We start from the raw sequence: 14,291 nt of genomic DNA, 5'->3' as shown, positions 1-14,291 counted from the left end.
GCCGGCTATGGCTCGTAGACGTAACCCAGCCCGCGCCTGGTGCGGATCGGGTCGGCCTTCGGCGCGACGGCGCGAATCTTCGCGCGCAGGGTCTTCACATGCGCGTCCACGGTGCGGTCGAACACGCTTTCCGGTTCGTCCCAGGCGAGCTGCATGAGCTGTTCGCGCGAGTACACCCGGCGCGGGCTGCGCAGCAGGATCGCAAACAGGCGGTATTCGTAGCGCGACAGATCCAGCTCGCGCCCGTCGCAACGGATGCGCTGCGCGGCCTCGTCGATCTCGAAGCGCGGTGCATCGCCGCTGCCGGCCGCCTGCGGGCGCCGCAGCCGCGCGCGCACGCGCGCAACCAGTTCGCGTGGACTGAACGGCTTGACGACGTAGTCGTCACCGCCGATCTCCAGGCCGACCACGCGGTCGATCTCCTGACCGCGCGCGCTCAGGAACACGATCGGCACGTCGGCCTGCGCGCGCACGCTGCGGCACAGGTCGAATCCGTTCATGTCCGGCAGACCGACATCGAGCACGATCAGCGCCGGGTCGAGCTCGCGCCAGGCATCGAGTCCGGCCTGGCCGGTCGCGGCCCAGTGCGTCGCAAAGCCCTCGGTCTCCAGCGCATAGACGAGCGTGTCGGCGATCGCCGGCTCGTCTTCGATCAGCAGGATCAGCGGTCTTTGGCTCATGAACTCAGCAGGGCCTCGTGAGCCGCCATGATCCCGCCCCGCGCTCCGGCTTCACAAGCCGTTCGTACTGCGTTCATTTGTGAAGCCGAAGCTCTGCGTCCATCACCCATGGTTCGTGGAGGTCAGGAAATGAACAGGTACGGGTCGCGCTGGATGCAGGTGGCGGCGCTGGTCGCCGTCGTGTCGGGGCTTTTCATCGGCCGGGCGAACGCGCTGACGCCGAACGCTGTGAAGAGCGGGGAACTACTGCTCGCAACGGACAATGCCGGCGAGTACCTGCCGGCTTTGCAGCAGGACTCGAACGTGGAGATACACGTCACCGGCCCGGTCGCGCGTACCCGGCTGCGCCAGCGGTTCACCAACCCGGCGGATGTCTGGGTCGAGGGCCTGTACGCGTTTCCGCTGCCCGAGAACGCCGCGGTCGACCGCCTGCGCATGATCATCGGCGATCGCATCGTCGAGGGCCAGATTCAGGAGAAGGCCGAGGCCCAGCGCATCTATCAGGCCGCGCGCGATGCCGGCCAGCGTGCCTCGCTGGTCGAGAGCCTGCGGCCGAACCTGTTCACGACACGGGTCGCGAACATCCCGCCGCGCGGCGAGATCGAGGTCGAGATCGAGTTCCAGCAGCTGCTGGCCTGGCGGGATGGCCGGTATTCCCTGCGGTTCCCGCTGGCCGTGACGCCGCGCTACTCGCCGCCGCCCGCCGACCCCGAGGCTTCGCTGCCCGCGCCGCTGCTGCCGGGTGGCGTGCAGATTGCCGACGAGACGGATGCGCAGTCCGGCTGGCTCTCGAACCCGGTCGAGCTCGCGGTTTTTCTGGATGCGGGGTTCGACCTCGCGCAGGTCCACAGCGATTCGCACCCGATCGAGGTGCGGCAGATCAGCGCCGCCGCCGTCGAGGTCCATCTGGCGGACGGCGTGGTCGCCTCCGATCGCGACTTCCAGCTCGACTGGTGGCCGGTGCCGGCGCAGGCGCCGCGCGCGACCTATTTCGTCGCGCCCGGGCCGGATGCCGACTACGGGCTGCTGCTGGTCGTGCCGCCGGACGAACGGTTCGACAGCGGCCCAGTGCAGCCGCGCGAGGTCGTGTTCGTCGTCGACACCTCCGGCTCGATGGGCGGCGAATCCATGCGCGCCGCGAAGGCCGCGCTGGACAGCGCGCTGGCGCGGCTCGGGCCTGCGGACACCTTTGACGTCGTGCGTTTTTCCTCCGATTCCGCCGCTCTGTTCCCGGCGCCGGTCGCCGCGGATGCCGGCAACAAGTCGCGTGCGCAGGACTATGTCGCGGGCTTCGAGGCCGACGGCGGCACGGACATGCGCCAGGCGCTGGAACTCGTCTTCGCCATGCCCGAAAAACCGGACCGCGCACGGGTGCGCCAGCTGGTGTTTATCACCGATGGGGCGGTCGACAACGAGGCCGCGCTGTTCGAGTTGATCCACGAGCACCTGGGCGATCGCCGGCTGTTCACGATTGGCATCGGTTCGGCGCCGAACGCCTATTTCATGACCGAGGCCGCTCGGTTTGGGCGCGGCAGTCACACCTACATCGCGAATCTGGACGAGCTGCATTCGCGCATGGACGAGCTGTTCGCGCGGCTCGAACGGCCGGCGCTCACGGACATTGCGCTGACACTGCCGGTCGCCGCCGATCTGGCGCCCGACCCGATTCCCGACCTCTACGCTGGGGAACCGATCGCCGTGATCATGCGCCTGGATGCGCCGGTCGATCGCGTGCGGCTGGACGGGCGCATCGGCGTGCGGCCGTGGGCGGCCGATCTGGATCTGCGCAACGCCGCCGAAGGCTCGGGGCTGGACGTGCTCTGGGCGCGCGAAAAGATCGACGGCTGGATGCGCGCGGCATCACGCGGCGAGGACCACGAGCGCGTGCGCGCCGAGGTCATCGCGCTGGCGCTGGAGCATCACCTGGTCAGCGCCTACACCAGCCTCGTCGCCGTGGATGTCACGCCGGTGCGGTCGCAGGATGCGCCGCTCAACGGTCAGGCCGTGCGGGCGACCGCGCCGATCGGCTTCGCGCAGGGGGCCACGCCGTCCGCGCTGTTGATGCTGATCGGATTTGCCCTGTCGCTCGCCGGACTTGGCGGGTTCGCCTCGCTGCGCCGGGTGCGCGCATGAGCCGCCGAGGCTGGATGGTCGCGGGTATGACCGTGCTGGTTCTGGGCGGCGTCGTCACGTTCGCGCAGGGCGCATGGATACAGGCCAAGGCCTGGCTCGCGCAGCACCTGCTCGAACAGGCCTGGGTGGACACCCGCAGCGACGGCGCAGCGCACAAGGCCTGGCCCTGGGCCGATCACTGGCCGGTGGCGCGTCTGCGGGTCGCGCGGGCCGGTGTCGACCTGATCGTGCTCTCGGGCGATGCCGGCAATTCGCTGGCGTTCGCCCCGGGACATGCGCCGCGCAGCGGTCTGCCCGGCGATGGGCGCACGGTGGTGCTCAGCGGCCATCGGGACACCCATTTCCGGTTCCTGCGTGAGCTCGCGCCCGGGATGCCGCTCAGCCTGGAATCAGCGCGCGGCGCGGTGGACTACCGGGTCCGCGAGCTGCGCATCGTCGACTCGCGCACGACCTCGATCGACGTCGATGCCCCGGGCGAGCGCCTGCTGCTGGTGACCTGCTATCCGTTCGACGCGCTGGTACCGGGTGGGCCACTGCGCTACGTGGTCGTCGCGGATCCCGAACCAGCGGAAATGCTGATGTGAGTCGAGCCGGAGCGAGCCCCGGTGCGCTAGCGCTGGATTGGACGCCTGCTGGGTACAATGTTTGGACGCACGCTGCCGTGGCGGCCCTGGCGGTGCCCAATCGCCTTCGCTGCGGATTCCCGGCGCGTGTCAATCATTCGCCGGTACTCGCGTGTGTAGAAGAATTCGCGATCACCAAACGCGGGTTGAAGCTGGTCGAGCCAGCTCGCTTGCGCGTCAAACCTTGCGAAAAACGGACGCTGAACCCAGGCTGGATTGCGTGCCTGAATGAAGCGCAGCACGAATACACGTTCGTCGTTGAGCACCGACACGCCCTGGACTTCGACCTTGCCGGGCCCGGCGCTCATGGACGGTCCGCGAGCGGTCCTGGCAAGCCCCGAGACCTGGCTGATGGCGTCACGGTAGATCGTCCACGCACGGGCGAGCGGGACCTCAAAATAGCGCCGCGCCCCGGTGTCCCGCTCCACAAACTGGTAGTAGGGGACCAATCCGAGCGCGACCTGTTCGCGCCACATGCGCGCCCAGGTGTCGGCGTGGTCGTTGATGTGGCGCAGCACCGGCGCCTGGGTTCGAATCTGAACGCCAGCCGAACGCAGACGGCGCACGGCTGCCTCGAACATGTGCGTGCGCATCTCCTGTGGATGGTTGATGTGCGCCATCAGCGCGATCTGGCGCCCGGACTCTGCGAGGCGCTCGAACAACATCAACAGCTCATCGGCATCGGGGTCCGTGACAAATCGCTGCGGCCAGAACGAAAGAGCCTTGGTCCCGATTCGAATCGACCGGATATGGTTGAACGCCGGGGCGGCCAGTCCGTCCAGGTAGTCTTCAATGCGGCGGGTGTTCATGACCATGGGATCACCGCCGGTCACGAGTACATCGCTGACTTCCTTGTGGCCCCGCAGGTAGTCGAGCAAACGGTCGGTGTCGTCGATCGCCATCTTGAGATCACGCTCGCCGACGAACTGCGCCCACCGGAAACAGAACGTGCAATAGCTGTGGCAGACCTGCCCGGCCTTCGGGAAGAACAGCACCGTCTCCCGGTACTTGTGCTGCAGGCCGTTGATGACCTCGCCGCCCGGGTCGAGCGGCCGGTTCAGATCCAGCTGGCCGGCCGGATGGGGGTTCAGCCGCTGGCGAATTTCGTGAACAGCGGTGGCGAGTTTCGCCTTGCCGGCGCGGCCACGCAGCAGCCCCGCGATACGGTCGAACTCCTTCGGCGCCAGCATCTCGCGCTGCGGAAAGGTCAGACGGAAGATCGGGTCGTCCGGGGCGCGGCCCCAGTCGATCAGCTGATCTACGACATATCCGTCCACGCGGAATGGCAGCACCTGCGAGACGACATCGACCGCTGCTCGCGTCGACTCGGACAGACGCGCAACCTGCGGAATCTCCCGCCAGTTACGGGGCGTATAGACCTTGTAGGTCGAGGTGCCGGCCCGGCGATGACCGGATTCGGGCGTGGCGCGATGTGCGCCGCTGGACTTGTACATGACGGTGGCTCCCCGTGGCGGTGGCCGAACGGCCCCAGATGCAGCCCACGGTGAGGGCCAACGAATTTTGCGGGACGCGCGATCAGATCGAGCAGCCCTTTATAACAGCTGCCCTGCGGGAGCGCGAATGCAGCCAGGCTGGCCGAACGGAGGGTGCCGGCCGGCCCCGGACCCACAGGAACGGCAGGGCGTTACGGAAATTTGCATCAAAACCGGTCGAATTTTTGACAGCGGAGCGCGCCTTTGGATAACGTTTGCTCTTTCGCCCGCACCCTCCCGCCGCCCGCCCCCATGCAGGATTTCCCGCGCATCAAACGGCTGCCGCCGTACGTGTTCAGCATCGTCACGGAACTCAAGCGCGCGGCCCGCGCGCGCGGCGAGGACGTGATCGACTTCGGCATGGGCAATCCGGACCAGCCGACGCCGCGGCACATCGTCGAGAAACTCGTCGAAGTGGCCCAGCGCGAGGATACGCACCGCTATTCCATGTCGCGGGGGATTCCGCGCCTGCGCCGGGCGATCTGCAAGTGGTACAAGACCCGTTTCGACGTGGACTTGGACCCGGAAACGCAGGCCATCGTGACCATCGGTTCGAAGGAGGGCCTCGCGCACCTCGCGCTCGCCACTGTCGAACCCGGCGATGCCGTGCTGGTGCCGAACCCGGCCTATCCGATCCATCCGTTCGGCTTCGTCATCGCCGGGGCGGACATCCGCCACGTGCCGTTCGAGACCGAGGAAGGCTTCATCGAGAACCTCCAGCGCGCGATCCACGATTCCTGGCCGCGCCCGAAGCTGCTGGTGCTGAACTTCCCGGCGAATCCGACCGCGCGCTGCGTGGAGCTGCCGTTTTTCGAGCGGGTTGTGGCGATCGCCCGCGAGTACGGCATCTGGATCGTGCAGGACATCGCCTATGCGGATCTGGTGTTCGACGGCTATGTCGCGCCGTCGATCCTGCAGGTGCCGGGCGCGATCGACGTCGCAGTGGAGTTCTTCTCGCTGTCGAAGAGCTACAACATGCCGGGCTGGCGCGTCGGCTTCATGGTCGGCAACGCCGAACTCGTCGCCGCGCTCGCGAAGATCAAGTCGTATCTGGACTACGGCATGTTTACGCCGATCCAGGTGGCGGCCATTGCCGCGCTGGAAGGCCCGCAGGACTGTGTCGCGGAAATCCGTGACATGTACCAGAGCCGGCGCGACGTTCTGTGCGGCGGCCTCAATGCCGCCGGCTGGGAGATCGAACCGCCGAAGGCGACGATGTTCGTCTGGGCGCCGATCCCGGAACCCTATCGCGCGATGGGTTCGATCGAGTTTTCCAAGCACCTGCTCGCGCAGGCCAAGGTCGCGGTGTCGCCCGGCGTCGGTTTCGGGGAGTATGGCGACGGGCATGTACGCTTCGCGCTGATCGAAAACGAGCACCGCACGCGCCAGGCCGTGCGCGGCATTCGCGACATGCTGCGTCGCGACGCCTCGGCCGGGGCGGACGTCGCCAGCGGTTGACCGGCCCGCTCCGGCACTCATTACACACGCTTTTTTCAGGGGGTTGTCTTGCAACCGATCAATGTCGGACTGCTCGGCTTGGGCACCGTCGGCGGCGGCACGGTCAATGTGCTGCATCGCAATGGCGCGGAAATCGCGCGGCGCGCGGGGCGCGAGATCCGCATCACCCATGCGGCCGCCAAGGCCTACGATCCGAGCCGGCTCGAAGGACTGGATGCCATCCAGATCACCGACGACGCATTCGCGGTCGTCGACAATCCCGATGTCGAGATCGTCGTCGAGCTGATTGGCGGTTATGAGCCCGCGCGCGAGCTCGTGCTGCGCGCGATTGAAAACGACAAGCATGTCGTCACCGCGAACAAGGCGCTGATCGCACTGCACGGCAACGAGATCTTTGCCGCCGCCGAGCGCAAGGGCGTTACGGTGGCGTTCGAGGCGGCCGTCGCCGGCGGCATCCCGATCATCAAGTCCATTCGCGAGGGGCTGGCCGCGAACCGCATTGAATGGCTCGCGGGCATCATCAACGGCACCGGCAATTTCATCCTGACCGAGATGCGCGACAAGGGCCGTGCGTTCGACGACGTGCTGGCCGAGGCGCAGCAGCTCGGCTACGCGGAGGCCGATCCGACCTTCGACGTCGAGGGCATCGATGCGGCGCACAAGCTCACAATCCTGGCCTCGATCGCCTTCGGCATCCCGCTGCAGCTCGAACGCGTGTACACCGAGGGGATCACGAAGATCACCCCGGCGGATGTGCACTACGCCGGCGAACTCGGCTATCGCATCAAGCATCTGGGCATCGCGCGCCGACGTCCGCACGGCATCGAACTGCGCGTGCATCCGACGCTGATCCCGGAGCGGCGACTGATTGCGAACGTCGACGGCGTCATGAACGCCGTGCTGGTCACCGGGGATGCGGTTGGACCCACCCTCTATTACGGCGCCGGCGCCGGATCGCTGCCGACCGCTTCGGCCGTGGTTGCGGACCTGGTCGATGTCGTGCGCGCGCTGACGACCGACCCCGACAACCGCGTGCCGCACCTGGCGTTCCAGCCCTCGGCGATCGAGAACATCCCGCTGCTCGACATCGCGGATGCACAGACTGGCTACTACCTGCGCATCAATGCCGAGGACCAGCCCGGCGTGCTGGCCGCGATCACGCACATCCTCGGCGAGGCGGGCATCTCAATCGAGGCCGTGATCCAGAAGGAGGCCGACGAAGATGCCCGCTACGTGCCGCTGATCCTTCTCACGCATCCGGTGCGCGAGGGGCAGATGAACGCGGCGCTGTCTGAAATCGAGGCCCTGCACAGTGTCGCCGGTCCGGTGACGCGGTTGCGGGTCGAACAACTCGCGCGCTGAAGCGGGCGACCCTGCGAGGAGATCAACGCATGTCCGCCGAACGACCCCATGGTGGCCTGATCCGGCGCTGGCACGAACGCCTGCCGGTGTCGGCCAGCACACGCGAAATCGAACTGGGCGAGGGCGGCACGCCGCTGATCCAGTTGCACAACATCCCGGCGGCGCTGGGTCTGGATATCGAGCTGCATGTGAAGTTCGAAGGCCTGAATCCGACCGGCTCGTTCAAGGATCGCGGCATGACCATGGCCGTGACGCGGGCGGTGGAAGAAGGCTCGCGCGCGATCATCTGCGCGTCGACCGGCAACACCTCGGCCGCGGCCGCGGCCTATGCGGCGCGTGCGGGCATCACGGCCTTCGTGCTGATCCCGGACGGCAAGATCGCCCAGGGCAAACTCGCGCAGGCCATGATGCACGGCGCGGTCGTGATCCAGATTCGCGGCAACTTCGATGCCGGCATGGCACTGGTCAAGCAGGTCGCCGAGACCGCGCCCGTGACCATCGTCAACTCGATCAATCCATACCGTCTGCAAGGGCAGAAGACCGCCGCGTTCGAGATCGTCGATGCGCTGGGCCGGGTGCCGGACTTCCACTGTCTGCCGGTCGGCAACGCCGGCAACATCACTGCGCACTGGATCGGCTACAGCGAACTCGCGCGCGGCGAGCATGCGGTCGTGACGCGCGCCTGTGCGTTCTGCAACGGCGACTGTCATTTCCGCTGCAAGCCGGAGACCGATCGGCGCCCGCGCATGGTCGGTTATCAGGCCGCGGGCGCGGCGCCGTTCATGCGCGGCGCGATGGTCGATCATCCGGAGACCGTCGCGACCGCGATCCGCATCGGCCACCCGCAGTCCTGGGATCAGGCCTGGATCGTGCGCGAGGAATCCGACGGCTGGTTCGACGAGTGCACGGACGAGGAAATCCTCGCCGCCCAGAAACTGCTCGCCGAGCGTGAGGGCGTGTTCTGTGAACCGGCCTCGGCGACCTCGGTCGCGGGGGCGCTGCGCGATGCCGCAGCGGGCAAGATTCCGGCCGGCAGCACGGTCGTTTGCACACTGACGGGCCACGGTCTGAAGGACCCGGACACGGCGATCAAGCAGAGCACCGCGCAGGTCCTGACCATCCCCGCGGACCTGAATGCAGTGCGCGAAACGATTCTGAAGAATCTCTCCTAATCGACTGATCTGTAAGAAATAGCCACCTCGTGCTCAAGCTGGTTCTAGGTGGCGCACTGACGCTGCCGCAGACCGGGGCCGAGGTGCCACGATTGCCCGCGCTCGAACGTCTGCTGCACGGGGCGGTCGTGCGTGACGGCGGCGGGGCGGACACCGCCGCGGCGCTGCTCGCGGCCGCCGGAGTCGACTGGCCGGCCGGCTGTCGCGGGCCGACGGCCGCGCTGTACGCGGTTTCGGTGTCCGATGGCGGATTGCCCGCGGACGCCGGACCCCACTGGCTTTGTGCCACGCCTGTGCACCTGCGTCCGGATACCGACCGCCTGGTCCTGTTTCCGCCCGAGTCGCTGGTCTGGAACGCCGCCGAACTCGCTGCCCTGCGTACGCGGCTGGCAACCCATCTCGCCGACGACGGGCTTTCGCTTCACGACAGTCCGCGCGCCGGCACCTGGCTGATCGGCAGTGCGCGGCCGATTGCGATCACCACGCACCCGCTGGTTTCCGTCGCCGGTCGCAACATCGGCCCGCAGCTGCCGGGCGGACCCGATGCCGTCGCTGCCACGCGGCTCATGACCGAGGCGCAGATGCTGTTTCATTCGGACCCGGTCAACACCGCCCGACTGGCCGCGCGCCGGCCGGCCCTGAACGGCCTGTGGCTGTGGGGCGAGGGGGCGTTGCCGGCCGGGCCCCCGGCGTCCGCAATCCGACTGGTCGGTGACGATCCGCTGCTGCGTGGCCTGGCCGGTCGGGCCGCGCCGGCGGTGCAGCCCTCGCGGGTCGAGGTCCTGCGGTTCGATTCGCGGGTCGAACAGGCCCTGCTTTCGTTCGATGCGCAGCGCTGGCTGGACGCGCTGGCCCAACTCGATGCCGAACTGCCGCACTGGCTCGATGAACACGCCGGGGCCGCGCGCGACGGCATCGAACTGTCGGCCGGCGACGGCCGGGTGTTTCGGTGCCGTGCCGCGCGTGGCCTGGCGCGCTGGCGCCGGCCGCGGCCGTTCGCGGACTACCTGCGGACGAACTGATGCGTCTGGTCCGTCGCCCGCTGCACCATGATCCGGACGCGTTGCCGGGAGGCCTGCATCCGGTGTTGCGGCGCGTGTACGCGGCGCGGCGCGTCCCGGATGCCGGGGCACTGGACTATTCGCTCGCCAGGCTCCCGCATCCCGAACGCTTCACGGGGCTTGCCGAGGCCGCGGAAGTCGTCGCGGACGCCGTCCGCGCCGGGCGGCGGATCGTCGTCTGCGGGGATTTCGACGCCGACGGCGCAACGGGCTGCGCGGTCGCGGTGCTCGGTCTGCGCGCCTGCGGCGCGACCGGGGTGTCCTATCTGGTGCCGGACCGCTTCCGGCTCGGCTACGGTCTGACGCCGGCACTCGTGGACGCCGCGCGCGGGCAGGGCGCCGAGCTGCTGATCACGGTCGACAATGGGATCGCCGCGCTGGAAGGCGTGGACGCCGCCAATGCGGCCGGGCTCGAGGTGGTGATCACGGATCATCACCTGCCGGGACCGGAACTGCCGGCGGCGCGCGCGATCGTGAACCCGCAGCTTTGCGACGCCGACTTCCCGGCTCGCAGCCTGGCCGGGGTCGGGGTGCTGTTCTATCTGCTGCTCGGCGTGCGTGCGGCGCTGCGGGCGAGCGGCTGGTTCGGCGCGGCGGTGTCCGAGCCGAATCTCGCCGAACTGCTCGACCTCGTGGCGCTGGGCACGATTGCCGATGTCGTGCCCCTGGACCATGCCAACCGCATCCTGGTCGCCAATGGCCTCGGGCGCATCCGCGCCGGGCGTGCCCGACCGGGCCTCGCTGCGTTGCTCAAGCAGGGTGGGCGGTCGCATGTCCGGGCGCGAACGAGCGATCTCGCCTTCGCCGCGGCGCCGCGGCTGAACGCCGCCGGTCGGCTCGATGACATGACGCTCGGCGTGGAATGTCTGCTTGCCGGCGATGCCGGCCGGGCGCAGGAATTCGCCCTGCGCCTGGAGCAGCTGAATCTGGAGCGCCGTGCTGTGGAGGCGCAGATGGCCGAGCAGGCGGCCGGCGATCTCGAGGCGCTGGTCGCAGAGCGGCAGGGTGCGCTGCCGGCGGCCGTCTGCCTGACCGGAACGGACTGGCATGCCGGCGTCGTCGGCATCGTCGCCGGACGCATCAAGGACCGCGTCCATCGCCCGGTCGTGGCGTTCGCGCCGGATGGCACGGACGCCCTGAAGGGTTCCGCGCGCTCGGTGGCGGGAGTGCATGTGCGCGAGGTGCTGGCGGCGGTGGATGCCGCCCACCCCGGGCTGATCGAACGCTTTGGCGGGCACGCCGCCGCGGCCGGCCTGACCATCGCCGCCGATCGTTATGCCGAGTTTCGCGATGCGTTTGTCGGCGCCGTCGAAAGGCTAGGCGAGGACGCCCTGAGCGGCGGTGAACTGGCCAGCGACGGGCCGCTCGCGGCCGGTGAGATTGGGCACGCACTGGCGCGTGCGCTGGCCGACGGCGGACCCTGGGGGCCGGGCTTCGAGGAGCCGGTGTTCGATAACCGCTTCGAGGTGCTCGGCGCTCGGGTCGTCGGCGATGCGCACCTGAAGCTCGATCTCCGGCATCCGGACGGTGGGGGTCGCATCGACGCGATCGCCTTCAATCAGGCGCAGCTGGCCGATGGCTCGCGTCAGGTCCATCTCGCCTACCGTCTCGACCTCAACACCTTCCGCGGGGTGACGGCGCCACAACTCGTGGTTGAAGCCCTCGATCCGGTTGCGTGAGCGGCGCGTCTGGAGCGGAATCTTCGCGCCATCTAGCAGAAAATCACGCCAGGTTCCGCGTCAAGAGTGGAAAATTTTTTAATGGTTTCCTTTGGTGTATCAGCGGAAACCGGGCCAGCGACGCGCCATCCGGGTTTAACTTGGATCAATATTTTCCATTTAAAACATCGGCTTAGCGGGATTTCTCCGCTCCGGTGCAGGCCCGTTTCGCGCTCGCGATGCGGTTGAACACGCTTGGTGGCACGGCTGGTCAAAGTGAGCCCGATTTGCCACACTTGCGGGAATTGTGTGCCCAGTCCGGGGCGCGGCGGCTACAGGTGTCAACCCGTGGTCGCCGTCACGCAATCGCACGCGCGGCCGGCCGGAAGGGGTTCCGGCACGTGTGGGTCCCCGGAGGACCGAGTGCCGGCAAAAAGCAATCACAAGCCATGATGGAGGAGACAACATGACCCTCGATAAGACAGCCGCCGAATACTGGCGGCGCAACCTCAGGATGCTGACCTGGATCCTCATTGTGTGGGCCCTGGTCTCGTATGTGTTCGGCATCCTTCTGGTCGACCAGCTCAACACCATTCGCCTGGGCGGCTACAAGCTCGGCTTCTGGTTTGCGCAGCAGGGATCGATCTATACCTTCGTGATCCTGATCTTTTTCTACGCCTCGCGTATGAACAAGCTCGATCGCGAGTTTGACGTCCACGAAGACTGATCACCAGAACCGAGGTAAAGAACTATGGATCTCCAAACAATGACTTATATCGTTGTAGGCGCGACCTTCGCGCTCTACATCGGTATTGCAATCTGGGCGCGAGCCGCCTCGACCGGTGAGTTCTACGTCGCCGGCAAGGGCGTGCATCCGGTCGCCAACGGCATGGCGACGGCGGCGGACTGGATGTCGGCCGCGTCGTTCATCTCCATGGCCGGCCTGATCGCGTTCAAGGGGTATGACGCCTCCGTCTATCTGATGGGCTGGACCGGTGGCTACGTGCTGCTGGCCATGCTGCTGGCCCCCTACCTGCGCAAGTTCGGCAAGTTCACGGTGCCCGAGTTCATCGGCGACCGCTACTACTCGCAGACCGCGCGCATCGTCGCCGTGCTGTGTCTGATCGTCGCCTCGATCACCTACGTAATCGGGCAGATGAAGGGTGTCGGCGTGGCGTTCTCGCGCTTCCTCGAGGTGGACTTCGAGATTGGCGTCTACGTGGGCATGAGCATCGTGTTCATCTACGCCGTGTTGGGCGGCATGAAGGGCATCACCTACACGCAGATCGCCCAGTACATCGTGCTGATCTTCGCCTACACGATCCCGGCAATCTTCATCTCGCTGAACCTGACCGGCAATCCGCTGCCGCAGCTCGGTCTGGGCAGCACCATGAACGACGGCTCCGGAACCATGCTGCTGGACAAGCTCGACATGGTCGTGACGGAACTCGGGTTCAGTGCCTACACGGTCCAGAAGGATTCCACGCTGAACATGATCCTGCTGACCCTGTCGCTGATGATCGGCACCGCGGGTCTGCCGCACGTCATCATCCGGTTCTTCACCGTGCCGCGCGTCAAGGACGCACGTTCTTCGGCCGGCTGGGCGCTGGTGTTCATTGCGATCCTTTACACCACGGCTCCGGCGGTCGGTGCGATGGCCCGCCTGAACCTGATGAACACGATCCAGACGGGTCCGGTCGGCTCGCCGGCGGGCAATGTCGAGATCGCCAAGCTGCCGGCGTGGATGAACAACTGGGCGAAGACCGGTCTGCTGGGCTGGGAAGACAAGAACGGCGATGGCCGCATCCAGTACTACGATAAGGGCATCGACGACAAGGCCGCCGGCTTCGGCTGGAAGGGCAACGAGATGACCAAGGTCGACCGCGACATCATGGTGCTCGCCAACCCCGAAATCGCCAAGTTGCCGAACTGGGTCATCGCGCTCGTCGCGGCCGGTGGCCTTGCGGCCGCACTGTCGACCGCCGCCGGGCTGTTGCTCGCCATATCCTCGTCCATCTCCCATGACCTGCTGAAGGGCGTGTTCGTCAAGGACATCTCCGAGAAGGCGGAACTCATGGCCGGACGCATCGCGATGGCAGGCGCAATCCTGGTCGCAGGCTATCTGGGCATCAACCCGCCAGGGTTCGCGGCACAGGTGGTGGCACTGGCATTCGGTCTGGCCGCTTCGTCGATATTCCCGGCACTGATGATGGGCATCTTCGACAAGCGTGCGAACCGCTCCGGAGCGATCCTCGGCATGCTCGCGGGCCTGCTCTCGACCCTGGTCTACATCTTCTGGTTCAAGGGCTGGTTCTTCGTGAAGGGTACGGAGATGGCCGCGAATACCCCGGACAACTGGTTCCTGGGCATTTCGCCGGAGTCGTTCGGCGCCGTCGGCGCGCTGATCAACTTCGTGGTCGCCTTCGTGGTCTCGCGTGCCACGGCTGCCCCGCCGGATCACATCCAGCATCTGGTGGAAGACATCCGCGTACCGAAGGGTGCCTCCGGCGCGATGTCCCACTAGGAAGAGTTCCTGGCGCAACTTTAAAGCCCCGCTTCGGCGGGGCTTTTTTTGCTCAGATACACCACCCCTCAGACGTGCGATATCGGCACTCCATGAGGGGTTCGCTCGGTTGTCGTGGATTCACAAA

At 67.0% G+C, this 14,291-nt stretch carries 10 protein-coding genes and 1 pseudogene; 9 read left to right on the top strand and 2 right to left on the bottom strand.

The window, feature by feature from the left end:
- Nucleotides 1–5 precede the first annotated feature (5 nt).
- Entirely contained in the window at nucleotides 6–680 is a 675-nt protein-coding gene (creB, locus tag KDG50_05760; GenBank protein ID MCB1864915.1) for a two-component system response regulator CreB, read from the bottom strand.
- Between the two features lie 129 nt (nucleotides 681–809).
- Here creB and KDG50_05755 point away from each other — a divergent pair, with 129 nt between their 5' ends.
- Nucleotides 810–2,813: a marine proteobacterial sortase target protein gene (locus KDG50_05755; protein ID MCB1864914.1), complete on the top strand. Its 2,004-nt coding sequence runs from the start codon at nucleotides 810–812 to the stop codon at nucleotides 2,811–2,813.
- Nucleotides 2,810–3,397: a class GN sortase gene (locus KDG50_05750; GenBank protein ID MCB1864913.1), complete on the top strand. Its 588-nt coding sequence runs from the start codon at nucleotides 2,810–2,812 to the stop codon at nucleotides 3,395–3,397. Before KDG50_05755 ends, KDG50_05750 begins: the two co-directional genes overlap by 4 nt.
- A gap of 155 nt (nucleotides 3,398–3,552) precedes the next feature.
- Here KDG50_05750 and KDG50_05745 read toward each other — a convergent pair.
- Nucleotides 3,553–4,821: pseudogene (locus tag KDG50_05745) on the bottom strand (lysine 2,3-aminomutase).
- 360 nt (nucleotides 4,822–5,181) lie between these two features.
- On the opposite strand from KDG50_05745, the gene alaC reads away from it, so the two are divergent.
- From alaC to KDG50_05710, 7 genes are all read left to right on the top strand, one after another.
- A complete protein-coding gene (alaC, locus tag KDG50_05740; GenBank protein ID MCB1864912.1) occupies nucleotides 5,182–6,387 on the top strand; it encodes an alanine transaminase in 1,206 nt (401 codons plus the stop codon).
- Nucleotides 6,388–6,435: 48 nt separating this feature from the next.
- Complete coding sequence (locus tag KDG50_05735) at nucleotides 6,436–7,749, top strand: homoserine dehydrogenase (protein ID MCB1864911.1); 1,314 nt, start codon at nucleotides 6,436–6,438, stop codon at nucleotides 7,747–7,749.
- 29 nt (nucleotides 7,750–7,778) lie between these two features.
- Entirely contained in the window at nucleotides 7,779–8,921 is a 1,143-nt protein-coding gene (locus KDG50_05730) for a threonine synthase (protein ID MCB1864910.1), read from the top strand.
- Between the two features lie 29 nt (nucleotides 8,922–8,950).
- Nucleotides 8,951–9,943, top strand: a complete 993-nt coding sequence (locus tag KDG50_05725; protein ID MCB1864909.1) for a hypothetical protein — start codon at nucleotides 8,951–8,953, stop codon at nucleotides 9,941–9,943.
- Nucleotides 9,943–11,661, top strand: a complete 1,719-nt coding sequence (gene recJ / locus KDG50_05720) for a single-stranded-DNA-specific exonuclease RecJ (GenBank protein MCB1864908.1) — start codon at nucleotides 9,943–9,945, stop codon at nucleotides 11,659–11,661. The genes KDG50_05725 and recJ overlap by 1 nt, the downstream gene beginning before the upstream one ends.
- Nucleotides 11,662–12,106: 445 nt before the next feature.
- Entirely contained in the window at nucleotides 12,107–12,367 is a 261-nt protein-coding gene (locus KDG50_05715) for a DUF4212 domain-containing protein (protein MCB1864907.1), read from the top strand.
- 24 nt (nucleotides 12,368–12,391) lie between these two features.
- Nucleotides 12,392–14,164 (top strand): cation acetate symporter, encoded by a 1,773-nt coding sequence (locus tag KDG50_05710; GenBank protein MCB1864906.1) that lies wholly within the window; start codon nucleotides 12,392–12,394, stop codon nucleotides 14,162–14,164.
- Nucleotides 14,165–14,291: the final 127 nt, after the last annotated feature.

This window comes from Chromatiales bacterium (assembly GCA_020445605.1).
Taxonomy (GTDB): Bacteria; Pseudomonadota; Gammaproteobacteria; order JAGRGH01; family JAGRGH01; genus JAGRGH01.
The sequence above is the reverse complement of the archived record's forward strand: the minus strand, read 5'-3'. Positions and strand labels throughout refer to the sequence as shown.

Bases quoted from the DNA above. Each gene is read 5' to 3' on its own strand.
- creB (MCB1864915.1), bottom strand. From the start codon at position 680: ATGAGCCAAAGACCGCTGATCCTGCTGATCGAAGACGAGCCGGCGATC.
- KDG50_05755 (MCB1864914.1), top strand. From the start codon at position 810: ATGAACAGGTACGGGTCGCGCTGGATGCAGGTGGCGGCGCTGGTCGCC.
- KDG50_05750 (MCB1864913.1), top strand. From the start codon at position 2,810: ATGAGCCGCCGAGGCTGGATGGTCGCGGGTATGACCGTGCTGGTTCTG.
- alaC (MCB1864912.1), top strand. From the start codon at position 5,182: ATGCAGGATTTCCCGCGCATCAAACGGCTGCCGCCGTACGTGTTCAGC.
- KDG50_05730 (MCB1864910.1), top strand. From the start codon at position 7,779: ATGTCCGCCGAACGACCCCATGGTGGCCTGATCCGGCGCTGGCACGAA.
- recJ (MCB1864908.1), top strand. From the start codon at position 9,943: ATGCGTCTGGTCCGTCGCCCGCTGCACCATGATCCGGACGCGTTGCCG.
- KDG50_05715 (MCB1864907.1), top strand. From the start codon at position 12,107: ATGACCCTCGATAAGACAGCCGCCGAATACTGGCGGCGCAACCTCAGG.
- KDG50_05710 (MCB1864906.1), top strand. From the start codon at position 12,392: ATGGATCTCCAAACAATGACTTATATCGTTGTAGGCGCGACCTTCGCG.